Origin of the sequence: Sphingobium sp. LMC3-1-1.1, from assembly GCF_040676285.1 — a bacterium.
Classification (GTDB): domain Bacteria; phylum Pseudomonadota; class Alphaproteobacteria; order Sphingomonadales; family Sphingomonadaceae; genus Sphingobium.
Map to the genome: position 1 here is coordinate 61,064 of NZ_JBEGHQ010000001.1, position 22,277 is coordinate 83,340.

21 protein-coding genes are annotated in these 22,277 nt (G+C 64.6%); 13 read left to right on the top strand and 8 right to left on the bottom strand.

Annotated features, from left to right (window positions below; all coding sequences use genetic code 11):
* Window positions 1-105: 105 nt before the first annotated feature.
* From MRBLMC3_RS00310 to uvrA, 4 genes are all read right to left on the bottom strand, one after another.
* A complete protein-coding gene (locus MRBLMC3_RS00310) occupies window positions 106-1,101 on the bottom strand; it encodes a hypothetical protein (protein ID WP_363824941.1) in 996 nt (331 codons plus the stop codon).
* A 140-nt stretch (window positions 1,102-1,241) separates the two neighbouring features.
* Complete coding sequence (locus tag MRBLMC3_RS00315; RefSeq protein ID WP_363824943.1) at window positions 1,242-2,003, bottom strand: pentapeptide repeat-containing protein; 762 nt, start codon at window positions 2,001-2,003, stop codon at window positions 1,242-1,244.
* A complete protein-coding gene (locus tag MRBLMC3_RS00320; RefSeq protein WP_363824945.1) occupies window positions 1,996-2,817 on the bottom strand; it encodes a hypothetical protein in 822 nt (273 codons plus the stop codon). Before MRBLMC3_RS00320 ends, MRBLMC3_RS00315 begins: the two co-directional genes overlap by 8 nt.
* A gap of 75 nt (window positions 2,818-2,892) precedes the next feature.
* Entirely contained in the window at window positions 2,893-5,805 is a 2,913-nt protein-coding gene (gene uvrA / locus MRBLMC3_RS00325; protein ID WP_363735337.1) for an excinuclease ABC subunit UvrA, read from the bottom strand.
* 159 nt (window positions 5,806-5,964) lie between these two features.
* Between uvrA and MRBLMC3_RS00330 the strand changes: the two genes are divergently transcribed.
* From MRBLMC3_RS00330 to MRBLMC3_RS00345, 4 genes are all read left to right on the top strand, one after another.
* Window positions 5,965-6,537: a septal ring lytic transglycosylase RlpA family protein gene (locus MRBLMC3_RS00330; RefSeq protein WP_363735336.1), complete on the top strand. Its 573-nt coding sequence runs from the start codon at window positions 5,965-5,967 to the stop codon at window positions 6,535-6,537.
* Between the two features lie 16 nt (window positions 6,538-6,553).
* Window positions 6,554-6,691, top strand: a complete 138-nt coding sequence (locus MRBLMC3_RS00335) for a hypothetical protein (RefSeq protein ID WP_363753796.1) — start codon at window positions 6,554-6,556, stop codon at window positions 6,689-6,691.
* Window positions 6,692-7,126: 435 nt separating this feature from the next.
* A complete protein-coding gene (locus MRBLMC3_RS00340; protein WP_363735335.1) occupies window positions 7,127-7,471 on the top strand; it encodes a UrcA family protein in 345 nt (114 codons plus the stop codon).
* A 296-nt stretch (window positions 7,472-7,767) separates the two neighbouring features.
* Window positions 7,768-8,742 carry an NmrA family NAD(P)-binding protein gene (locus MRBLMC3_RS00345; RefSeq protein ID WP_363824948.1) on the top strand — a complete coding sequence of 325 codons (975 nt, stop codon included), beginning with the start codon at window positions 7,768-7,770 and terminating at the stop codon, window positions 8,740-8,742.
* Here the strand turns inward: MRBLMC3_RS00345 and MRBLMC3_RS00350 are convergent.
* Both MRBLMC3_RS00350 and MRBLMC3_RS00355 read right to left on the bottom strand, forming a co-directional pair.
* The gene (locus MRBLMC3_RS00350; protein WP_363735334.1) at window positions 8,739-9,482 is read right to left on the bottom strand and encodes a LytR/AlgR family response regulator transcription factor; all 744 of its coding nucleotides are present in this window, start codon (window positions 9,480-9,482) and stop codon (window positions 8,739-8,741) included. The genes MRBLMC3_RS00345 and MRBLMC3_RS00350 overlap by 4 nt on opposite strands.
* Window position 9,483: 1 nt before the next feature.
* Window positions 9,484-10,596, bottom strand: a complete 1,113-nt coding sequence (locus MRBLMC3_RS00355) for a sensor histidine kinase (protein ID WP_363735331.1) — start codon at window positions 10,594-10,596, stop codon at window positions 9,484-9,486.
* A gap of 185 nt (window positions 10,597-10,781) precedes the next feature.
* On the opposite strand from MRBLMC3_RS00355, the gene MRBLMC3_RS00360 reads away from it, so the two are divergent.
* The 3 genes from MRBLMC3_RS00360 to MRBLMC3_RS00370 all read left to right on the top strand — a co-directional run bounded on the left by MRBLMC3_RS00360 (window position 10,782) and on the right by MRBLMC3_RS00370 (window position 12,126).
* Entirely contained in the window at window positions 10,782-11,012 is a 231-nt protein-coding gene (locus tag MRBLMC3_RS00360; protein ID WP_363735329.1) for a hypothetical protein, read from the top strand.
* Between the two features lie 79 nt (window positions 11,013-11,091).
* The gene (locus MRBLMC3_RS00365) at window positions 11,092-11,343 is read left to right on the top strand and encodes a hypothetical protein (protein ID WP_133651660.1); all 252 of its coding nucleotides are present in this window, start codon (window positions 11,092-11,094) and stop codon (window positions 11,341-11,343) included.
* Between the two features lie 234 nt (window positions 11,344-11,577).
* Window positions 11,578-12,126 (top strand): hypothetical protein, encoded by a 549-nt coding sequence (locus tag MRBLMC3_RS00370; protein ID WP_133651661.1) that lies wholly within the window; start codon window positions 11,578-11,580, stop codon window positions 12,124-12,126.
* 298 nt (window positions 12,127-12,424) lie between these two features.
* Here the strand turns inward: MRBLMC3_RS00370 and MRBLMC3_RS00375 are convergent, their stop codons facing one another.
* On the bottom strand, window positions 12,425-13,978 hold the full coding sequence (locus tag MRBLMC3_RS00375) for a right-handed parallel beta-helix repeat-containing protein (RefSeq protein WP_363824951.1): 1,554 nt from the start codon (window positions 13,976-13,978) through the stop codon (window positions 12,425-12,427).
* Between the two features lie 337 nt (window positions 13,979-14,315).
* On the opposite strand from MRBLMC3_RS00375, the gene MRBLMC3_RS00380 reads away from it, so the two are divergent.
* The 3 genes from MRBLMC3_RS00380 to MRBLMC3_RS00390 all read left to right on the top strand — a co-directional run bounded on the left by MRBLMC3_RS00380 (window position 14,316) and on the right by MRBLMC3_RS00390 (window position 18,178).
* Window positions 14,316-14,834 carry an RNA polymerase sigma factor gene (locus MRBLMC3_RS00380; RefSeq protein ID WP_363735326.1) on the top strand — a complete coding sequence of 173 codons (519 nt, stop codon included), beginning with the start codon at window positions 14,316-14,318 and terminating at the stop codon, window positions 14,832-14,834.
* Between the two features lie 76 nt (window positions 14,835-14,910).
* The gene (locus MRBLMC3_RS00385; RefSeq protein WP_363824954.1) at window positions 14,911-15,915 is read left to right on the top strand and encodes a FecR family protein; all 1,005 of its coding nucleotides are present in this window, start codon (window positions 14,911-14,913) and stop codon (window positions 15,913-15,915) included.
* Complete coding sequence (locus MRBLMC3_RS00390) at window positions 15,887-18,178, top strand: TonB-dependent receptor (protein ID WP_363824957.1); 2,292 nt, start codon at window positions 15,887-15,889, stop codon at window positions 18,176-18,178. Before MRBLMC3_RS00385 ends, MRBLMC3_RS00390 begins: the two co-directional genes overlap by 29 nt.
* On the opposite strand, the gene MRBLMC3_RS00395 is transcribed toward MRBLMC3_RS00390, so the two are convergent.
* Entirely contained in the window at window positions 18,162-19,205 is a 1,044-nt protein-coding gene (locus MRBLMC3_RS00395) for an endonuclease/exonuclease/phosphatase family protein (RefSeq protein ID WP_363824960.1), read from the bottom strand. The genes MRBLMC3_RS00390 and MRBLMC3_RS00395 overlap by 17 nt on opposite strands.
* Before the next feature lie 221 nt (window positions 19,206-19,426).
* Between MRBLMC3_RS00395 and MRBLMC3_RS00400 the strand changes: the two genes are divergently transcribed.
* Genes MRBLMC3_RS00400 through MRBLMC3_RS00410 form a run of 3 tightly spaced genes read left to right on the top strand, consistent with a single transcriptional unit; the run spans window position 19,427 to window position 22,276 of the window.
* Complete coding sequence (locus tag MRBLMC3_RS00400) at window positions 19,427-20,164, top strand: polysaccharide deacetylase family protein (protein ID WP_363824963.1); 738 nt, start codon at window positions 19,427-19,429, stop codon at window positions 20,162-20,164.
* 1 nt (window position 20,165) lies between these two features.
* Window positions 20,166-21,335, top strand: a complete 1,170-nt coding sequence (locus tag MRBLMC3_RS00405; protein ID WP_363824966.1) for a glycosyltransferase — start codon at window positions 20,166-20,168, stop codon at window positions 21,333-21,335.
* Window positions 21,332-22,276 (top strand): hypothetical protein, encoded by a 945-nt coding sequence (locus MRBLMC3_RS00410; protein ID WP_363735317.1) that lies wholly within the window; start codon window positions 21,332-21,334, stop codon window positions 22,274-22,276. Before MRBLMC3_RS00405 ends, MRBLMC3_RS00410 begins: the two co-directional genes overlap by 4 nt.
* Window position 22,277: the final 1 nt, after the last annotated feature.

Below are 22,277 nucleotides of genomic sequence, written 5' to 3' on the forward strand. Positions count from 1 at the left end.
AAGCGCCGAAAGACCGTCGATTTGCGACTGTAGCACCCCCTATATAGGGCCATGGGTGCCAAATAGCAAATCGGCGGGCGCGGCGGCCCGATCCGGCGGGTGCGATCAGCCCGCCCGATCCAGCGCGGCGAAGCCGAAAAAGACGTCGCGGGCGCGGGCGGCGGCATGTTCATAGGGGCGGCGCTGCGCCTCCACGCGGATGGCCAGCGCTTCCTCCTCCGCCATGGTCAGGTCGCGCTCATAGGCGTCGATGTCGTAGTGGAGGTCGCTTTCGTCGCCGTCGAAGCCGGGCGGGGCGGGATAGTCGGTGCGCCAGCCGTCCCTTTCCTCATCCCACCAGATGCCGCGCAGCCGGGCGGCGGCTTCATCCGGCGGGAAGCTGGCGCGTTCGACCGGCGGGACGGCCGGAATGGGCCGAAGTTCACACCGTTCATCGAAGGGATGGAAGGGGGTCTTGCCGCCCTCGCCCAGCGCCATGCGGGCGGCGACGAACAGCGCGGCGGAGGCGCCCGGCGACAAAGCGGCGGCGGCCTGTTCGAGCGCGGGCGCTTCATCGAGGGTGGCGGGGTCGGGCAAAGCGTGCGGGGAGGGTGGGGTTCCGGGGCGATCCGCCTCCGCCTGATCTGCATCTGTCTGATCCTGTGGGCAGAGCATGTCGAGATAGGCGGCGAAATCCTGCGCCACGACGCGGGCGAGGGCGGCGTCGGACCCCGCGGGCGGGCTGTCGGCCATGCGGTCGAGGCGGGAGAGCATCGACATGGCGAGGCGGTTGTCGTGGCGGTGGCGGGTGATTTCGCCTGCCTCCATGTCCTTGCGGATCACCTCCTCATGGCCGGTCAGCGCACGGGCGAGCAGATCATCGGCGAGGCGGGCGCGGGCGATGAGGATGGCCGCGTCCCAGCCGAGGCGAAAGGCCGCGCCGTCGCGGCGGATGCGCAGGGCATAGGCGGCGCGGGTGCTGATCTGCGCGGCTTCGCAGGCGGCGCGGATGATGCCGGTGGCGGCGAGGGTTTCGAGGAAGGCGCGCTGGCGGGCGGGGCTCCAGCCGTCGGCGCGGACTTGATCGGCGGCCGTGGGGAGGGAGGAGAAGTGGTAGGACATGGCAAAGCTCCTTTTTATGGGAGGGTTTGCCGGGACGGTATTAGGGGTGAGGGGTTGTAGGACAGAACAAAATGGTAACGCTTAGTGCCGTTGCAACAGTGGTGATTTCGTAGGCCTTAGCGCGATACGCTTCGAAGAAGCTACGTGAGGAAGTTTTCTATCACGCTCGGAATGAAACGGTACTGCGGATCCTCCAGACCGTCATATATATTTCTCTTTATTACTTCTCTATTAGTGGTAAAAAATCTTAAATCAACGCTTCTGATGATCTTGAATCCATCACTATTACTGAATTGACTCAATTTTATCATCGGCTGCAATAAAAGATTTCTACGCCTCTGACGAAGGTCTATTTTAAATTTGAGCTGACTTTCTATATCACGTGACTTCTCATCTTCAATTTGGAGAAGTGACGAGGCAACGCTTTGAGCAGTTTCCAATGCTATAATTTCGCCTCTACGGGCCTTCCTCAAAGTTCCAACATTAATGTTGCTATGATTTGCTAACCCTTGATACGATATTCTCAAAGTTGATATAGTTCTTTCTAAAGATTCTGGTCGAATCTGAACGAAAACGTAAAGATATTTGAAAAGATCATCAAGGATGTCTGAAAGACAAAAATCAAAATCGTCGATCAGAGAAGAGTATTTCTCCAAAACTTTCGATCCATTGAATGCTCCAACATCGTAAGAAATGCCGTCTAACCTTGTATTACCGAAATCCGCTCCAAAAAAATTAAGACCCGTCAAATCTTGATGAGATAAGTCTAAATTCCGTAAGTCAGCATGATTAAAGAAACGGAAAACATCTACACCAGAAATTCCAGCAAGTTCTTTCAAGGACTTTTTATCTGAACGAAGTATTTTTAAGGCTTTTAACAACCCCTCTGAAAAATCAGGCATTTCTATCTTCCAAAGCAATCACGCTCGCTAAGAGAACGTCAGAAAATCGATTGTCTAAGCTTCCGGGGTCTAGATCGGCGTCTCTCAAAAGAAGCTTCAGGTGCTGTATAGCGACCGCCTTATTCTCATCACCGAAAACAAAATCATGAATTTTTGCTGATATCGTAGGCTTTTCCTTAGGCTTTATATCCGATATTTCCAAGTCTTCCAAAGCACAGAATATTTCTGCTTTAATGATGGGTTCAATCCTGCCCAAGGTTTTAGATGATCCCATACGTAGTCTCGGATTGGAAACAGGGTCCCAAGGTTGGCCAGAAAGTTCATCTTCAAGCACTGGCGATAAAGTCCACCTATAGTTTGATCGATCCACCGGTTCGTATGTCACCATCGTCGGCGGAGTGCTTAAGGACAATTTTTTCTCTACTTGATCGGAATGTTCACCGTTGAGTTCCGCAGCGGCATTCAAATGTGCACTCACGTGAGAAGGCGTGAGGCGTGCGCCTGCTGCTAACCTTGCTACGGCGCTTTCCCTTGCCAGCTTGATGCGAGAGTACTCCACCTGGGCTTCGGGGACGTTCCTAGCGACGGACTTCCTATCGACCTCTAGCGGGCTCTCCACCGTTACCAACAGCGTAGCCTTTTTCAAGGATAGACGAAAGGTGAACGGGAACCGATCATCGTTTCCGCCAACTCTTCCTTGTTTGAAAGTAACATCGACGTGCACTGAAGCTGAATAATCAGAAACCTGGATAGGCTGGTGCCAAGCATCGATGGCAACCACTTCTGAAAATACTCTTATTCGATTATCCGCCAAGCTCGACCTCATCCCCTATTGAGGTGTCATTTCTTCCAAATAAACTCGAATGTTGCAAGTGGCTCGGTAAGAGTTTCACTCCGCCGCCACGGCCTCCAACCCCAACAAAGGTGCCAAATAGCGCCCGGTAAAGCTCCGCGCGTTCTTCGCGACCTTCTCCGGCGTGCCTTCGGCGACAACTTCGCCGCCCTTGACGCCGCCCTCTGGCCCCATGTCGATGATCCAGTCGGCGGTCTTGATGACATCCAGATTATGTTCGATCACGACCACGCTGTTGCCCTGTTCGACCAGGGCGTGGAGGACTTCGAGCAGTTTGCGGACGTCCTCGAAATGGAGGCCGGTGGTGGGCTCGTCCAATATGTAGAGGGTGTTGCCGGTGGCGCGACGCGACAATTCCTTGGCGAGCTTGACGCGCTGGGCTTCGCCGCCGGACAGGGTCGTGGCCTGCTGGCCGACCTTGACATAGCCGAGGCCCACTTCGGCGAGCATCGCCATCTTGTCGCGGATGGGGGGGACGGCCTTGAAGAATTCCACCGCGTCCTCGACGGTCATGTCGAGCACGTCGGCGATGGACTTGCCCTTGAACTTCACCTCCAGAGTCTCGCGATTGTAGCGGGCGCCGTGGCAGACGTCGCAGGTCACGTAGACGTCGGGGAGGAAGTGCATCTCTATCTTGAGCACGCCGTCGCCCTGGCAGGCTTCGCAGCGGCCGCCCTTGACGTTGAAGCTGAAGCGGCCGGGCTTGTAGCCGCGGGCCTGCGCCTCTGGAAGCTGCGCGAACCAGTCGCGGATGTTGGTGAAGGCGCCGGTATAGGTGGCCGGGTTGGAGCGGGGGGTGCGGCCGATGGGCGACTGGTCGATGTCGATCACCTTGTCGCAATTTTCGAGGCCGGTGACCTTGTCATGCGGGCCGGCGACGATGCGGGCGCCGTTCAGGGTGCGGGCGGAGGCGGCGTAGAGGGTGTCGATGGTGAAGCTGGACTTGCCCGATCCCGACACGCCGGTGATGCAGGTGAAGGTGCCGAGCGGGATCGACGCCGTGACGTTTTGCAGATTGTTGGCGCGGGCGTTGTGGACGGTGAGTTTCTTGCCCGAACCCTTGCGGCGGCGGGGCGGTACCTCAATGCGGCGGGTGCCGTTCAGATAGTCGGCGGTCAGGCTGTCCTTGTGCGCGAGGAGCTGGTTCAGGGTGCCCTGGGCGACGATGGTGCCGCCGTGGACGCCGGCGCCCGGCCCCATGTCGACGATATAGTCGGCGGTGCGGATCGCGTCCTCATCATGTTCCACGACGATGACGGTGTTGCCGAGGTCGCGCAGGCGCTTCAGCGTGATGAGCAGGCGGTCATTGTCCCGCTGGTGCAGGCCGATCGACGGTTCGTCGAGGACGTAGAGGACGCCCGACAGGCCGCTGCCGATCTGGGAGGCGAGGCGGATGCGCTGGGACTCGCCGCCGGACAGGGTGCCGCTGGTGCGGTCGAGGTTCAGATAGTCGAGGCCGACATTGTTGAGGAAGCCGAGGCGCTCCACGATTTCCTTGAGGATGGCGCGGGCGATCTGGTTCTGCTGGTCGTTGAGGCGGGTGGGGAGGGTGGAGAAGAAGCCGAGCGCGTCCACCACCGAGCGGCGGGTGGACATGGAGATGTCCTCTCCCGCGATCTTTACCGCCAGCGCCTCGGGCTTGAGGCGGGCGCCGTGGCAGGTCTCGCACGGCATGGCGGTCTGATATTTGCTGAGCTCCTCCCGCATCCAGGCGGATTCGGTCTGGAGGAGGCGGCGGTTGAGGTTGCCGATGACGCCTTCGAACGCTTTCTTGACCTCATAGCTCTTGCGGCCGTCGACGAAGCGCAGGGTGACCGGCTTGCCGCCGGTGCCGTGGAGGATGATGAGCTTCACCTCCCCCGGAAGGTCGGCCCAGGGGGTGTCGAGGGAGAAGCCGAACTCCTTCGCCAGGGAGCCGAGAACCTGCATGTAATAGGGGCTGGGCGGGTTGGACTTGGCCCAGGGGACGATGGCGCCCTTCTTGAGGCTGAGGGCTTCGTTGGGGACGACGAGTTCGGGGTCGAACTCCTGCCGCTCGCCCAGGCCGTCGCAGGCGGGGCAGGCGCCCTGGGGGGCGTTGAAGGAGAAGAGGCGCGGTTCGATCTCGGCTATGGTGAAGCCGCTGACGGGGCAGGCGAACTTCTCGCTGAAGACGATGCGGTTGGCGGGGATGCCGGCGCCCTTGAGGTTGCCGGTGGATTCAGCCTCCTCCTCACGGCCGGGGACGACGCCGTCCGCCAGGTCGACATAGGCGAGGCCGTCGGCGAGTTTCAGCGCCTGTTCGAAGCTGTCGGCAAGGCGCGTGGCCATGTCTTCGCTGACGGCGAGGCGGTCGACCACCACTTCGATGTCATGCTTGTATTTCTTGTCGAGGGCGGGGGCGTCCTCGATCGCGTAGAGTTCGCCGTCGATGCGCACGCGGGTGAAGCCGGCCTTCTGCCATTCGGCCAGTTCCTTGCGATATTCGCCCTTGCGGCCGCGCACCACGGGGGCGAGCAGGTAGAAGCGCGCGCCATCGGGTAACTGCATCACGCGATCGACCATCTGGCTGACCGTCTGGGCGCTGATGGGAAGGCCGGTGGCGGGCGAATAGGGAATGCCGACGCGCGCCCAGAGCAGGCGCATATAGTCGTAGATCTCCGTCACCGTGGCGACCGTCGAGCGCGGGTTGCGGCTGGTCGTCTTCTGCTCGATGGAAATGGCGGGGGAGAGGCCGTCAATATGTTCGACGTCCGGCTTCTGCATCATCTCCAGGAACTGGCGCGCATAGGCGGAGAGGGATTCAACATAGCGGCGCTGACCCTCGGCATAGATGGTGTCGAAGGCGAGGGAGGACTTGCCCGAGCCGGAAAGGCCAGTGATGACGATCAGGCTGTCGCGCGGCAGGTCGACGTCGACGCCCTTGAGATTATGCTCGCGCGCGCCGCGGACGCTTATGGTGGTCAGCATTCGGGAAACCTCTGCCGAGGGGTGATGGGATTCATGGGGCGTGTTGTTCCAGATTTGTTCTTGGGAGGCAAGGGCCGGTCGGGCGCAAGATAGGGACTGTGCGGCGAAAGGAAAAGGCAGCGGCTTTGCTCCCGCGCCTCGCCGGGTTAAAGGGCGGGGATGAGCGGGATTTCGGTTCGGATGCGATATGGCGTGCTGGGCGTGGCGATGGCGCTGGCGGCCTGTGGCGGAGGCGTGCGGTATCGGCCCGTGAGCGACGTGCCGGTGCGAGTGGGAAAGCCCTATAGCGTCAGGGGCGTGACCTATGTGCCTGCCGCCGATCCGGTCTATGATTATCTGGGCTATGCGAGCTGGTATGGCGGCGAGAGCGGGAACCAGACCGCGAGCGGCGAGCGTTTCCGACCGAGGGCGGTGACGGCGGCGCATGTGACGCTGCCCCTGCCAAGCTATGTCGAGGTGACGGCGCTGGACACGGGGCGGACGATCCTGGTGCGGATCAACGATCGCGGCCCCTTTGCCGGGCGGGGGCGGATCATCGACCTGTCGCGCGGCGCGGCGGAACAACTGGGGATCAGGGCCACCGGCCATGCACCGGTCAGGGTGCGCGTGGTGGAGCCGCCGGAAAAGGACCGCAGGAAGCTGCGCGAGGGCAAGGAGGCGCCCGAGCGCCCCGTCGTCGACGCGCGGACGCTGGCCAAGCTGCGCGCCCAGCTGGCGGCGTCGGGGCAATGATGTCGTTCGTGGAAGAATGTCGTCGGTTTGTCCCCGGCGGATGTTGCCGGGCGGCGCCGATGCGCGGATCATCGAATGGCAAAAACGGTGGTTGCGCCTTCGCGATATGGTGGCGTCCGACATGGTGACGATCCGGCAGGCGACGATCCGCTAAGGATCGAAGCCATCCGCGTCCGAGCATTTGACAGAAATCCCGGAGAGCCCGACAGCTTCCTGGATGCACCCCCGGCCGTTCCCTTGCGCCGGGGGTGCTTTCTTATGTGCGTCATTCTTTGGCTCCTGGTAATTTTACGTTACGGAATGGCTGTTTTCCTGACGTAAAATTGTCGTTCGTCCGCGCCAGACTGCATTTGGTCGAGAAGAGCGTCGTTGGCCGACCCGCCTGGCCGCCGGTCGAAAGCGAAAAGCGACGCATTCGCAAAAGGCCTACACGGATGAAGTGCGAAGACAGGGACAATGATCTGTTCGTTCTGGGATCTCTTCATTCAGGGATCTGGTTGTTCAGGCCGCTCTTCTCTTCGCCTGAGGCTTGCCGAGCGCGTGGCGCGAGGGGGCCGGGAAAAGCATTAGAGTCGAGGAGACAATTGCCATGATCGCCTTCAAGTTCGCCCCCGCCTTCGCCGCCATCGTCGCCCTGGGTGCGGCCGGCGCGGCATCCGCCACCGAATTCCAGTCCAACGGGAAGACTGTCGAGGTCAACTATCATGATCTGGACCTGTCCAGCGCGAAGGGACAGAATATGCTGAAGGGCCGCATCTGGCGGGCCGCCTGGAAGGTGTGCGCGGATGGCGCGACCTCTGCCGAAATGAAGAAATGCCAGTCGGTCGCCGCGGCGCATGTGCGCAGCTCGGTCGAACTGGCGGTCGCCAAGGCCCAGAGCGGCGAGCGCTATGCCGATATGAACAAGGAAAAGCCGGTCGGCCTGGGCAACTGAGTTTTTCCAGTCGATCCTGAAGAAGGCCCGGTGGATGCCGGGCCTTTTTTCGTTTCCGGATCAGATCGAAAGCTGATCCAACGCGGATTTCGATCCGATGAAATGAGATCGCCGTCCTTGAGTGTCGGTTCCCGCGATATCCTGATGGGCGGCGACCATAGGCGCTCACCGATCAATGCCGTTCTGACGGACGCCATTCAGATTGCAGGCGGTTTGATCGACTGTTAGCCGGACTTCAGGACGCAATTGAGCGCCGGAGCAATCAGCGTCGAGCACAATCTTGATGGAGCTATGACATGGCGAGTGCAACGGAAAGCCCGATTCTGGTGACCGGTGCGACAGGTGCTCAGGGAGGCGCGGCAGCCCGAGCGCTGTTGCGAGCGGGGTACCATGTGCGGGCGCTCGTTCGCAATCCCGGCGCAGCTGCGGCGCGGGCGCTGACGCAGCAAGGAGTTGAGGTCGTGCAGGGTGACTTCGACGATGTGGCCAGCCTTGACATGGCCGTCGCCGGCGCCGCTGGCATATTTTCCATGCAGATGCCGGCTGGCCCGGACGATCCTGATAGAGAGGTCCGGACCGGCCAGGCTCTGGTGGATGCCGCCTACCGCGCCGGCGTTCAGACATTTGTTCACACGTCTGTCGCGCGCGCAGGGGACCAGGCCGACTTTGTCGGGATGAATGACGGGCGCTGGCCGCGCACTTACTGGGACAGCAAATCCGCTGTGAATGGAGCGGTTGCGGCGCGGGGGTTCGACCGGTTCGTGATCCTGAAGCCCGCCTTCATGATGGACAATCTGTTGCCGCCAAAAGCAGCTTTCATGTTCCCCGCATTGGCCGCAAGGGGACGCATCGAAACGGCGATCGCGACCGAAACCCGGCTCGATTGGATCGCCGCGGATGACGTGGGCGCGTTTGCCGCCGCAGCATTCGGGAACCCGGACCGTTTCAATGGTCGCTCAATCGATCTTGCCGCCGAAGCGCTGACCATGGAGGAAGTGGCGGCCAAGATCGCGGCCGGCACAGGAAAGCCCGTCATTGCCGTATCACTGTCGGAAAGTGATGCGGTAGCCAGTGGGATCAATCCCGCCGTCGCATCGAGCCAGGCCTGGAACAATGTGGAGGGATATAAGGTCGATCTGGCCGCGACCCACGCCTGGGGAGTGCCCCTCACTTCTTTCGATAAGTGGATCGCGAGTTATGGTGACCAGTTCGTTATAAGCCCAGTTCGTTATAAGCTAAGTCGCGCAAGCTCCCGGTTTGTGAAATCCTAGCGCCCGGCCATGGCGCGGGCGTTGGTGAGATAGGTGCGGCCGATGCGGATTTCGCCGCCGTCGGCGAGGCAGGCCGACCAGACGCCGCTGCCGTCATGGCGAAGCCGGGAGATATGGTCGCGGCGCACGATGTGCGAGCGGTGCAGGCGGACGAATTGCTGCGGGTCCAGCCGGTTTTCCAGCGAACTGATCGTCTGGTGCAGAAGGTAGCTGTTGGCCCCGACATGCAGCCGCATATAGTCCCGCTCCGCCTCTATCCGGTCGATCTGGGCCGCGCCGATGCGGATCAGTTCGGAGCGGTGCGGCACCCAGAATTCCTCCGCCCATTCCGGTTCCTCCTTCGCGCTGGTGGCGGGGGAGGGCGCGGCGCGGTTGCCCAGCGCCTGTTCGACGCGATCGATGGCGCGCGACAGGCGTTCATGCGCGACCGGCTTCAGCAGATAGTCCACGGCGGCGAGGTCGAACGCCTCCACCGCGAAACCTTCGAACGCGGTGACGAAGATCACCGCCGGGCAGAGGCCCATGCGCGAGGTAGCCCGCGCCACGCCGATGCCGTCGAGCAGCGGCATGGCGATGTCCAGCATCACCAGGTCCGGTTCCAGCCCCTCGATCAGGCGCAGCGCCGCTTCGCCATCGCTGGCGGTGCCGACCAGCGCGATGCGCGGTTCACGGGCGCAGAGCATCTGCAGGCGTTCCACCGCCAGCGGTTCGTCGTCGACGATGAGAGTCCTGATGGTCATGTCAGATGCTCCGTCGGATGATGGGCAGGGTCAGGTCCACGGTGAAGCCGCCGCCGTTGCGCGGACCATAGTCGATGCGGCCCTCTTCACCGAAGCGGGCAATCAGGCGGTCGCGCACATTGGCAAGGCCGATGCCGCTGCCCGCATCGGCGCCGCTTGGCGGCTTGTCGCCATTGTCGGTGACGCTGAGGTGAAGCATGCCCTCCTCCTCCCGCGCGGCGATGGTGATGGTGACTGGGCTGGACGTGCGCGACACCCCGTATTTTATGGCGTTTTCCACCAGCGGCTGGAGGATCAGTCCGGGGACGCAGGCGCCCAGCAGCCGGTGCGGGATCTGGATGCTGGTCGACAGGCGATCGGGAAAGCGCACGGATTCGATGTCGAGATAGAGTTTCTGGAGGTGCACCTCCTCCTCCAGCGAGACATCGTCCAGCGGGTCGCCCGTCAGGCTGGTGCGGTAGAAATTGGAGAGGGAGAGGATCATCTGTTCCGCCTCGTCCCGCCGGTCCTTCATGACGAGGGAAGAGAGCGAGTTCAGCGTGTTGAACAGGAAATGGGGGTTCACCTGATAGCGCAGCGAGCGCAGTTCCGCCTGCTGGGCGGCGCGTTCCAGCCGGGCGGCGCGGCGTTCCACCCGATGGGCTTCGCTGGCATAGGACAAGGCGAGATAGAGGCCGGCCCAGGCAGCGAGGAAGAAATAGCGGCTGATCGCGTCCTCCACGATCTGCATCAGGGCAAATCCCTGTTCGCTGGCATATTTCTGATAATCGCTATCGGGGATGAGCGAGACCGGGTCGTAGATGTTGAAGACGTAGAAATTGGCGGCCGCCGTGGCCAGCGCGAAGGGCGCGGCGAGCGAGAAGGCGGCGATGATGCGCGTCGCCAGCGGCTGGCGGTCGAACCGCCGCAAGCAGAGATAGAGGATCCAGGTGACGACGATGCCGATCACCGTCACCACCGCGCGGCGGGCGGCCATGGCTCCCTGCGCCTCGAACCCCATGACGGAGGCGCGCAGCGTCACCAGCATCGCGTAGAAGAACCAGAAACCCAGTATCGAATAAAGCGCGACCGTCGGCGGCACGCCCGGCTCGCCGTCTTCATTTTTTATGTTCATGGCCGCAGTCTAGGCGAGGGCGCGGCGTCTGTCGCCCCTTCGCGCCGAAGCTGGTCGAAAGCTTCCATGCGTTGGTCGATGGAGGCGGCCGGCGGAACCCGCCCTTGCCGCCGTCCGTTTCCTGTTCCGGAAGGCGCTCGCGACCGCTTTGGCCTTTTTCAGCGCGGCGCGACCACGAGGAGAGCATGATGAACGACAAGACCGATATCAGGCCCAACAGCCGCGAGGAAGCGCATGACAAGCGGTCCACCGATGCGCAGGACCACGCCGTGACGACCGAGGAGAAGCTGGACGAGGGATTGATGGACAGCATGGATGCGTCCGATCCGCCATCGGCCACGGCGCCTGGCGACCATGGCGATCCGGTCCCTTCTTCCGGCTTTCCCGAAGGCAAGGACAAGAAGGACGAGCGATAGACGGCCCGGCAAATCGTGATATGATCGGTTGGAGGGGCGGCCGCGTCGCTGCCCCCGCAGGTGAGAGGAGCCAATTCATATGCCGACTTCCGCCACTCCCGCGATCGAACGCATTGCCCGCGTGCTGGCCGGGCGCCAGCTCAGCCTGAATGGCGAGGGCAAGGATCCGCACGCGGCGAGCGCAGTCGATGCCAGTTGGCAGGACCATATCGACGATGCCTATGCGATCCTCCACACGCTGCGCGAGCCTGATGCGCAAATGGCGCAGGCGGGTGACGTGACCGTGTGGCGCAGCATGATCGGCGCGGTCCTGGAGCGCCGCGCCGGATAGCGGGCGGTCAGGGCCTGCTCCCTGCGGCGCATTGGGGGAAGGCGCTGGCTGCGCGGGGCCGGGTCACTGCTGGCCAGGGGCTGTTATTCGATTGAGCGCATTCATAAAAATTACATGTTGCGCCGCACAAGAAAAAATGATTCCCTGTACCTGTCGGCAGAACCGGCGCTTAAGCTTGCAGTAACCATATGGGGCGCATGTTCTGCTTACGACTTGAAGTCGGAGGGCAAAGACATGGGCACGAGTGCAAGACCTGCGGACGGGGCGATCACCCTGGCCGAGTTGCGTGAATTCGCCAGTTTCCCGGCCGCCACGCAGCGCTATATTCGACGATCGCTGGACATTGGGCTGCATCGGCGCGACGCCATGAAGCTGTGGTCGCGCGACATGGTGGAGGAAGCCAGCATTCGCGCCCAGGCACGGATCTATGGACGGCTGGACGAGATCAAGGCGCGGGTGCCCGACGACAGCGGCCTGGACCAGATGGAGCCGTTCATGGCGCCGCTGGTGACGGTTTCCGCCTTCGACCTGGGGCAGGACCGGCTGTGCAGCTTCTCTGCCTATCGCTTCCTTTATGAGCGGCTGCTGGGAGCGGGTTCGCGGCCATGGCTGCCGGGGGCCTTCTGTGCGGCGGCCAGCCTGCCGCATCTGCATCCCGAAAAACGCCGGGCGCTGCTCCAGTCGATCAGCGAGGCGGCGGCGACGGCGGTCGGATGGTCGAACAGGGAGCCGACCTTCTATCCCGAATGGGTCGAGAAGGTGGATTTGAGCAAGGCGAACTGAGCAAGCTTGACCGGCCCATCCGGGGGGAGGGGCCGTGGCGATGCGGCGATGACGGCGCGGCGGAGGAGGTCCGGCGCGCCGTTGGCTTTTTGAGCGCGTGAAGGCAGCTAGAGCGATTTCCAAGCGATCGGAACCCGCTCTGGAGGCTTGATCCAGGTCTAGATTATCGCAATCGACTTCGCGTCTGAACCATGTCTTATTGCGGTCCGCAGGCATCAGTCTGTGTGCGACCCAACTGAAGCCCCGCCTTCCTTCGCAAGGAGCGGGGCTCCTTTGCCTCTGGGAAAGGGAAATCGGGTCAGCGGCGGGTTTCGAAGGTGGAAGTGGTGCGCGGCTGCCGGAGTCGGACGGGCGTTCCCAGTTCGCGTTTCAGCATTGCCAGCATCCAGTTGCGGTGGCGCTCGATGAATTCGGGGAATGTGTCGGGCCGCGCGGGATCGAACCGGGGCACATCCCAGTCCGACGCGATTTCCTGATAGGGCTGGATGGTCTGGCCCGCCCCATCGTCCGGCAGGTCGACATGGCTGCCGAAATAGCTGTTTCGCCGGAAGCGGATCGATTCGGCCGGGGCGAAGCCGGCCCTGATCAGATAGTCGGGGCCGCTGCGTCCGTTTTCGCTGCCGTAGCGGGCGGTGCCCGCCACCCTGAAGACGTTGCGCGCGAAGCGCACCTTCCGCGCCCAGCCTTCCCACTGGGTGGCGACGATCATCTGCACGTCCATCGCCGGGCCGACATGGATGACGTTTCTTTCGATCCGGGCGTCCGACACATTGCCGGAAAGCTGGAAGATGCGGGTGCCGTCGTTGCGGCTGACGTTGAAGCGCGCCAGCGTGCCGCGATTGCCCAGATTGTCCTTGTCATTGGGCCGGGGCGAACAGATCAGCAGGAATCCGCCGGCATTGTCGTGGCTGTAATTGTAGAGGAAGGTCGTCCGGCGCGAGTTGAAATCGGAATCGAAACCCTGGCCGTCATAGCGGGTGCGCGTATGCGCGGCCTCGTTGAGCTGGATCAGGCTGTTGTCGGTGCTCCATTGCCAGATGCCGGCATTGTAGCCGGGGGCGCGGCTGCCGGCGGCGAGGACGATATTATGTTCGATCAGGGCGCCGTCGGTGCCGCGCGGGACGATGCCGTCGCCGCCAATATCCTCCAGATAATTGTCGCGGATCACCACCTTCCTGCTGGGGAACCAGTCAAGGGAGGACACGCGGTCGCTGATCCCCGCGATGCCGGATCGGTCGACGCGCCACAGGATGTTCCGTTCGATCGCCAGATCGTCGAAGCGGGTGGCGACCTGCCGGCCGGTGGCGCGGAAGAGAATGCCGCCATTGTCCTTGCGGTCGTTGGTGCCGCGGACATCGTGGACATAATTGTCGCTGATGCGGATGCCCCGCGTCACGCCGCGATTTTCGGCGCGCACCAATATGCCGATGCGGGGCGCCGGGGAGGGCGCGTCGTTGGTGGCTTCCAGGCCGCTGATCGTGACATGATCGGCGTCGATCACGCCGATGGCATATTCGGCAACGCCGCCCGCATCGATGCGTGGCCGGGGACCGGCGCCGGTCGCACCGACGATGATGGGTGATCCCGCCTTGCCCGAGCGGGCGATCGTCAGCGGTTCTTGCCAGACCGAGCCGGCGGTCAGCAGCACGCGGTCGCCGGGCTGGAGCGGCCAGCCATTGACCCGCGCCAGGGACCGCCACGCCCTGTCGCCCGCCGTGCCGTCCGCCCGGTCGTCGCCCATGCGGGAATCGACATAATAGGTTTCGGCCCGGGCTACATCGACAAGGGCGGCGGCCATCGATGCGGCGGGAAACAGGAGCGCTGGAGCAAGGAGCCGAAAGGGCTTTGGCAAGAGGTCTGTCTTTCGCGGCATGACGGTCGCGCTCCAGCCTGATGGATGGCCGCTGAACGGTCAATGAAGAGATGGCGGCCCCCGGAAAAGTCGCGCAGGCAGGGAAAATAGCGGCGGAAAGCCCCTTGAACTGCTGGCTGGGGCGCCTAGATTGGGCTGGTCACTCTCCCCCCTTGAGTGACACCTCCCTGAACCTTGGCCCCGCCGTGCAGCTCTGCTCCGGCGGGGTTTTCTTTTGCCCGCCGCCCGGCATGTGGGCAAAAGATTACAGGCAATTAAATTGAACAATTCGGCGGGGGCGTCGAAGGAGGGGCATGGCTTGGGAAAGGCGCCCTTTATGGAAGGCGGGCTAGAGACAGTTTATCATAGCTGCCGCGCCGAATTGTTGCGCTTCCTGGTCGCGCGCACCGGCAGCGGGCCCGAGGCGGAGGATATACTGCAGGACATGTGGCTGCGGATCGGCGAGGGCAGGAGCGGCCCCGTCGCCAATGGACGCGCCTATCTCTATCGGATTGCGCAGAATCTCGTGCTCGACCGCCTGCGGGAGGCGCGACGGCGGGGCGCCCGCGAGCAGAGCTGGATGGAAGTGGCGTCGGGCGTCGACCTGCGCGGTCCCGATCCCGCCGATCCCCGCGCCGATGCGCTGGCGCAGATAAGCGAAAGGGAGGAGGTGGCGCGCCTTGCCTCCGCCATCGCCAACCTGCCCGCTGGCGCCCGCCGCGCTTTCCAGTTGCACAAGCTGGAGGGGTTGTCGCATGACGAGGTGGCGCAGCGGCTGGGCATCAGCAAGAGCGGGGTCGAAAAGCATATGGCGGTGGCGATGAAATATTTGCGCCGCGCATTGTCCGAGGACTGAGGCCAGGCTGACCCGGTGACGTTATAGCGGGGAACGGCGCATGTGCGGGGGGCTGCGCAGCGACTGGACAGGTTTGATGGGACCGGCTTTGGACGATGAGACGATCCTCGACCAGGCGATTGCCTGGCACCGCGCGCAGGATGACGCGGATTTCGACTGGGACGGCTTCACGCTGTGGCTGGAGGCGGATCCCGCACATCGCACCGCGTTCGATTCGATCGCATTGATCGACGCGAGGATCGCCGATCATCGCGCCACCCTGGCCGCGCTGATGCCGTCAATGGAGGCGCCGTCAATGGAGGCGCCGTCGATGGAGGCGCCGTCGATGGGCATGTCCGTCCCGCCGGTCGCGATGCGGGCGCCCCGCCGCCGCCGCTGGATCGGCGGCGGGATCGCTGCGGCGCTGGCGCTGGCGGTCGGCATTCCTTTCTTTCGTCCCTCGATGCCGCCGCCGGTCGATTATCGCACCGGGCCGGGGCAGGCGCGCACCATCATGCTGAAGGACGGTTCCCGCATCGCGCTGGCCGCCGCCAGCCATTTGCGCGTGGCGGGCGCGGCGCAGGACAGGCTGGCGCTGGAGGGCAGCGCGCTGTTCGACATTCCCCATCGCCCGGACAGGACCATGACGATCGATGCAGGCGGGCAGCGGATCAGCGATATCGGCACGCGATTCGACATATTGGCCGACGCCCGCATGATGCGGGTCGCCGTTGCCGAAGGAAGGATCAGCGTCGCGCCGCGTGACGGCGGCGATACGGTCGAACTGCCGGCCGGGCGGCAGTTGCTGGTCGACCGGGTGACGCGCCGGGGAACGACCGCTGCCGTGTCCCCCGGAACGGTCGGAAGCTGGCAGCAGGGACGGCTGGTCTATGAAGGCGTGCCGCTCTCTCTGGTCGCGTCCGATCTCAGCCGCTATGCAGGGGTGCCTGTGAAGGCTGGGGCCGATGTTGCCGACCGGCCATTTTCCGGTGTGTTGATCGTGGGGGACGGTTCGGGTCTTGTCGGTGAAGTCGCGCAGTTCATGGACCTCAGGATCGTGCATAAGGGCGGCATTGTGTTGCTGCGCGCTGGCGCCCGGTAGCGCCTGGGCGCAGCAAGAACGGCCAATCCATATCGAATCCGCGCCGCTGGCCGATGCGCTGGCGGACCTGTCACGCCAGACGGGGATAGCGATCGGCTTCGAAGGGCGGCTGCCCGCGCGCCGGTCGCACCGCGTCGACGGGCGGCTGACGGTGGAGCAGGCGCTGGCGCGGTTGTTGGCGGGAACGGGGCTGGAGGCGCGGCGACTGTCCCCGACCGCCTATCGGCTGGTGCGCGCCGCGCCCGTCGCGCCGCCCCCGCCTGTCCGGTCGGCCTCCGCACTGCCGCCGCAGGGAATGGCGGACATCATCGTCACCGGCGCTAAGCGCGAGGAGCCGCTTGCGCGCCTGCCGATCTCCGTCGCGGTGGTGCAGGCGCCAGGCGATCAGGGCGGCACGCTGCTTTCCGGCACGCAGGAAGTGGCGCAGCGGCTGGATGGGCTGACGCTCACCAATCTGGGGCCGGGGCGCAACCGCCAGTTCATCCGCGGCGTGGCGGACAGCCCGTTCAACGGCAACAGCCAGTCGACCGTCGCCATCCTGATCAACGATGCCCGCGCCACCTATAACGCGCCCGATCCCGACCTGCGGCTGGTCGATGTCGAGAGGGTGGAACTGCTGAAAGGGCCGCAGGGGTCGCTTTACGGCAGCGGGACGCTGGGCGGCGTCTATCATATCGTCACCCGCCCGCCCGATGCCGGGACGTTCGCGGGACAGGCGGGGTTGGAGGCATCGCTTGCCACCCATGGCGAAATGGGCGGCAGCGCGGAGGCGATGATCAACCTGCCGGTGGTGACCGACCGGCTGGCGGTGCGTGCTGTCGGTTATGCGGCGCGCGAGCCGGGCTGGATCGACACGGCGGGCCGCGGCGATTCGAACCGCAGCGAGGTGCGCGGCGCCCGGCTGGCGGTGCGCGCCCTGGCGGGCGACTGGACCGTCGACCTGAACGGCATGTTCCAGTTGCAGGATGTCGCGGACAGCCAATATGTCTATGCCCGCCATGCGCTGACGCGGCCGGACCAGGTGGCCGAGCCGCATGACAACGACTTCGCCCTTGCCTCGCTGCGCGTGGCGGGAAAGCTGGGCGACATGGATCTGGTCTATGCCGGCAACTGGGTCGACCACGACGTGTCGAGCACGCTGAACGCCAGCGACCTTTCCCAGGCCGCCTTCGGCGTCGCGCCGCCCTCTCTCTATTTGGAGCAACGGCGCAATCGGCTGTTCGATCAGGAAGTGCGCCTGTCGGGCCAGCGGGACGACGGCCTGTCCTGGCTGGCGGGCCTGTCCTTCATGGATGTGCGCAACCATTTTTCGGGCGTGATCGAGGGTGCGCGGGACAGGACGGTAGCCACCGGCATCCAGGGCGTGGCCGAATTCGCCGCCTTTGGCGACATGCGCGTGCCGCTGACCCCGGCCCTGTCGCTCAGCGTCGGCGGGCGGCTGTTCCTTTCCCGGCTGGAGGCGGAGCAGGGCGGCCGCCGCACGCGGGTGGAGGTGTCGGTGACGCGCAGCGGCTTCACCCCGTCGCTGGCGCTGTCCTGGCAGGCGGGCGGGCGCGACTTCCTTTATCTGCGCTATGCCGGGGCGCGGCGGCCAGGCGGGCTGACGCAGACCAGCGCGAGGTCGGCCGAACGGTTCGAATCCGACGAGTTGCAGACATTCGAAACGGGGTGGCGGCATACGGCCTCGCCATCGCTGACGGTCAATGCCGACGCCTTCCTGACGACATGGTCGCACATGCAGTCCGACTATCTGCTGACGGACGGGCTGATCGGCACGCGCAATGTCGGCGACGCGCGCATCTACGGGATCGAGGCATCGATCGACTGGAAAGTGGCTTCGGCCTGGGCCGTCAGCGCCGGGCTGGTGGGGCAGAGCGCGCTGCTGACCCGGACCAGCGCCGGCCTGCGGGTGGACGACCGGCATCTGCCCGTCATTCCCGACTGGAAGGCGCGGCTGGGGATAAGCCGTGATCTTGGCCTGCTGGGGTGGAGAGGCAGCATGGGCGCGCATGTCAGCTATCTCAGCCCATCGCACCTCAGTTTCGATCCCGGCCTGGACAGGCGGATGGGCGACTATGCGCTGGCCGATGCCGATCTGACGCTGCGTCGGGGTGGATGGAGCGTGCGGCTGTCAGGCAGCAACCTGTTCGATTGCAAGGCGGACAGCTTTGCCTTCGGTAATCCCTTTACGCTGGACAGGGGGCCGCAATATACCCCGCTGCGACCGCGGCAATGGACGGTCGGGTTCACGAAAAACTGGTGACCGGCCGCCGGTCGAGGGCATAGGTCGCGGTATAGCCGACATGGTCGGACAGCATGGTGCCGTCCGGCCCATGGCCGAAGGGGATGTCGATCCGGCGCAGCGTCAGCGTCGTCCGCTGGCCCGGCGCGAAAAACTCCCAGTCGCGGGCGCGCTGCTGCGACAGGCGGGCGTCGGCGGAAAAGGGGAGATGCAGCGCCGCCGCCGCGGCATAGGCGTTGTTCATGGGGGCGCCGAAGCTCCAGTCCCGCGCCGCATGGTCGGTCAGGTCGATGCGCCGTCCGCTGGTCTGGCCGGCATTGAAATCGCCGCCGACGATCAGCGGGTCGCGCGGGTCGTGCCATTGGCGGATGAAGGCGGTGAGGCTGGCGATCTGAAGGCTGTGCGCTTCGTTGGAGCGGGCGTCCGACACGTCGGAGGCGCGGCGGCTGTTGAGATGGGTGGTGACGACATCTACCGGTTCGGCCTGGCCGGGCAGGCTGACCCGCACCAGCATCACGCCCTTGTTCGCCAGGCAGTCGAACCCCGCGCAGGCGAAGCGCGGAAAAGCCATGCGGTGGACCGCGACGATCGGATAATCGGACAGGATCTGAAGCCCGCTGCCGACATATTTGCCGACGCCCTCGCCATGGGTCCAGCTTTCGTCGGCGGCGAAGCGCTGCTGCGCGCCGACCGGGGTGGCGCCGTTGGTCGCCCGGTCGTCCGGTCCGTCCGCAACATAGGGATAGCCTGCCGCCCGCCCGATCGCTTTCGCATCGTCGGTGAACGCCTCCTGCAGCAGCACGATATGGGGATTGCGCCCGGCGGACCGCATGTCGCGCAGCGTTGCCGCGATGCGGTCGAAATCGGCCGGACGACCCCAGGCCAGCGGCCAGGGCAGGCCGTGGATATTATAGGTCATGACCGACAGCGTGCCGTCGAAATGCACAGCTTCCGTCCGGGGCGCCGCGCCGCGCGTGTTTGCGGAAGGGGCCGCCGCGACGAGGGCGGCGGCGGCGATCATCGGCACGGTCCATGTTAAAATGCGCACAGCCTGTTCTCCTGTGGCGCGATGACGGCGTCGGCGCGGCGGCACCGCAGTTGTCGTGCCACATTAAAAAATATTCCTGTTCGGGCTGCGGTGTCCCGTGGCGGTGGCGTCATCGAGACAAGACCGAAAGGCAGATATGGCGACAATTGTCACAGTGAAGTCATCACCCGGCATCATAGGGCGTTCGATCGGCGCAGGTGTTCGGGGGGCGTGAACCTGTCATGAAACGGCTTCTTCTATCCATTCATGATGTCGGCCCGCGATTCGAGGGTGAAGTCGACCGGTTGCTGGACCGGCTGTCGCTTCACGCCGCGCCGGACACGCTGGCGATGCTGGTGGTGCCCAATCATTGGGGCGCGCATCCGCTGCTGCCCGGATCGCCCTTTGCGACGCGGCTGCGCCGCTGGGCGGAGGCGGGGGTCAGCATGTTCGCCCATGGCTGGTTCCACAAGGACATGGCGACCCATGACGATGCGATCGCGCGATTCAAGGCAAGGCACATGACCGCCGGTGAGGGCGAGTTCCTGGGGTTGGACAGGGTGACGGCGGCGCGGCGCATGGCCGAGGGCCGGGACCTGATCGAACAGGTCACAGGCGTAGCTGTCGCGGGCTTCGTGGCGCCGGCCTGGCTATATGGCGCACCCGCGCGCGAGGCGCTGGGCCAGAGCGGATTTGCGCTGGCGGAGGACCATATGAGGGTGTGGCATCCGCCGTCGGGCAGGATATTGGCACGCGGGCCGGTCATCACCTGGGCCAGCCGCAGCCGGGGGCGGATCGCATCGTCGCTGTTGGCGGCGCGCCTGTTGCCGCCGGTCCTGCGCCATGCGCCGGTCGCGCGGGTGGCGGTGCATCCGAACGATGCCCATGTGCCGGCCCTGCTGGAGAGCATCGACCGGGTGGTGCGGCGGCTGGCACGCACGCACCGGCCCGCCCGTTACGGCGACCTGCTGGCGGGATGAGATGCGGATCCTGACTTTCCTCCACAGTTTCGAGCCCGGCGGGGTCGAACGGGTCGCGCTGAGGCTGGTGCGCCGCTGGCGGGAGCAGGGCGTCGATGCGCCGCTGTTCCTGGGGCGCGGCGAGGGCGCGATGCGGGGCGAGACCGGCGAGGGACTGGACCCCCATGTGCCGCGCGGTCCCGGATTTTCCGTCGCGGCTTTCGAGACGCTGTGGATGATCATGACCCTGCCGGGGTTCATCCGTCGGACGAAGCCCGATGTCCTGTTCTGCGCGGGCAACAGCTATGCCGTGGTCGCCGTGGCGATGAAGCTGTTGCTGGGGTGCGCCTGTCCGCCGGTGCTGGCGAAGATCAGCAACGACCTGGAAAGGCGCGACATGATCTGGCCCGCGCGCATCGCCTATCGGTTGTGGCTGCGCATCCAGGGCCGGTTCATCGATCATTTCATTGCCATGGCGCCGGGGCTGGAGCGGGAGATCACAGCGCTTGTCCGTCCGGGTGCCGGTGCGATCAGCGTCATTCCCGATCCGGCCCTGTCGATCGACCAGATCGAGCGTTTGCGCGCCGTCCGCAGGGCAGGCGAGGGTAGCGGTCGCCGCTTCGTCGCCATCGGCCGTCTGGCGCGGCAGAAGAATTTCCCGCTGATGCTGGCCACCTTTGCACGGGCGGCAGGGGCCGAGGACCAGTTGCAGATCTTTGGCGAAGGGCCGGAGCGGGGCAGGCTTGCCGCCTGCGCCCGGCGGCTGGGCATTGCCGACAGGGTGATGTTCATGGGCCATGTCGCCGACCCCGCGCTGCAGACCGGCGGGGCGGCCGCGTTCCTGCTGTCGTCCGACTATGAAGGCGTGCCTGCCGTGCTGCTGGAGGCGCTGGCCGTGGGCCTGCCGGTGATCGCGACCGAATGCAGCGCGGCGATGCGATCGCTGCTGGAGGACGGGGAGCTGGGCCAGCTTGTGCCGCCGGGCGACCTTGCCGCCTTTTCCGCCGCCCTTGCGCAAGCGCCCATGCCGCAGGACGCCGCCGCCAGCCTGGCGCAGGCGCGGCGGTTCACGCTGGAAGCGGCATCGGCCGCCTATCTCGACTGTTTCGCCGGAATTTCCGCGCGGCCGACTGAGGTTCGCCGCGGCGCGCGACGTCACTCCATCCCGTCCACAATGACGAGCCCCCTATGACCGGCAACAGCACTACCGGCCTTCTTCCTCCCTCCGCCGTGCCGATCGACCAGGCAATGCTGGACCCCAAGCCGCTGATACAGTCGGGCCGCAACTGGACCCGCTGGGCCGGGCCGCTGGTGTCGGTGCTGATCCTGGTCGTGGCGCTCCACCAGTTTCACGGGCTGGATCCCGCCAGCCTGTGGGCGATGGTGCCGGGCAGCATCGCCTTCTGGGCGGCCTTTGCGCTTTATTACCTGGCCGGTCCGCTGTCGGAATGGGTGATTTTCCGCCGCCTCTGGGCGATCCCGGCCGAAGGTTTCGCCGCGTTGCTGCGCAAGCTGGTGAGCAATGAGATCCTGCTGGGTTATCTGGGCGAGGTCTATTTCTACGCCTGGGCGCGGCGCAGCGCGAAGATCACCACCGCGCCCTTTGGCGCGATCAAGGACGTGACCATCCTGTCCGCGCTGGTCGGCAATGGCGTCACGCTGGTCATGGTCGCCTTTGCCGTGCCGCTGCTGGGTGCGGTGGATGCGCGGCTCAACAGTTGGGAAGTCGGCGGGTCGATCCTGTTCGTGCTGGCGACGTCGCTGGTGGCGATGCTGCTGCGCAAGCGGCTCTTCACCCTGCCGCGCGCTGAATTGTGGGTGGTGGCGGGCATCCATTTGCTGCGCATCATCGCGACCACGGTGCTGGCGGCGATGATGTGGCACATGTTGCTGCCGGACATTCCGCTGAGCTGGTGGATCCTGCTGGGCACGCTGCGCCAGCTTGTGTCGCGCCTGCCCTTCCTGCCCAACAAGGATGTGGTGTTCGCCGGCATGGCCGCCTTCCTGATCGGACGCGACAATGAGATCGTGTCGGCCATGGCGCTGATGGCGTCGCTCATCCTGGCGGCGCACCTGCTGGTCGGCATGGCGCTGGGCGTGACCGGCCTCATGAAAGAGGGACGGGCGCAGTGAT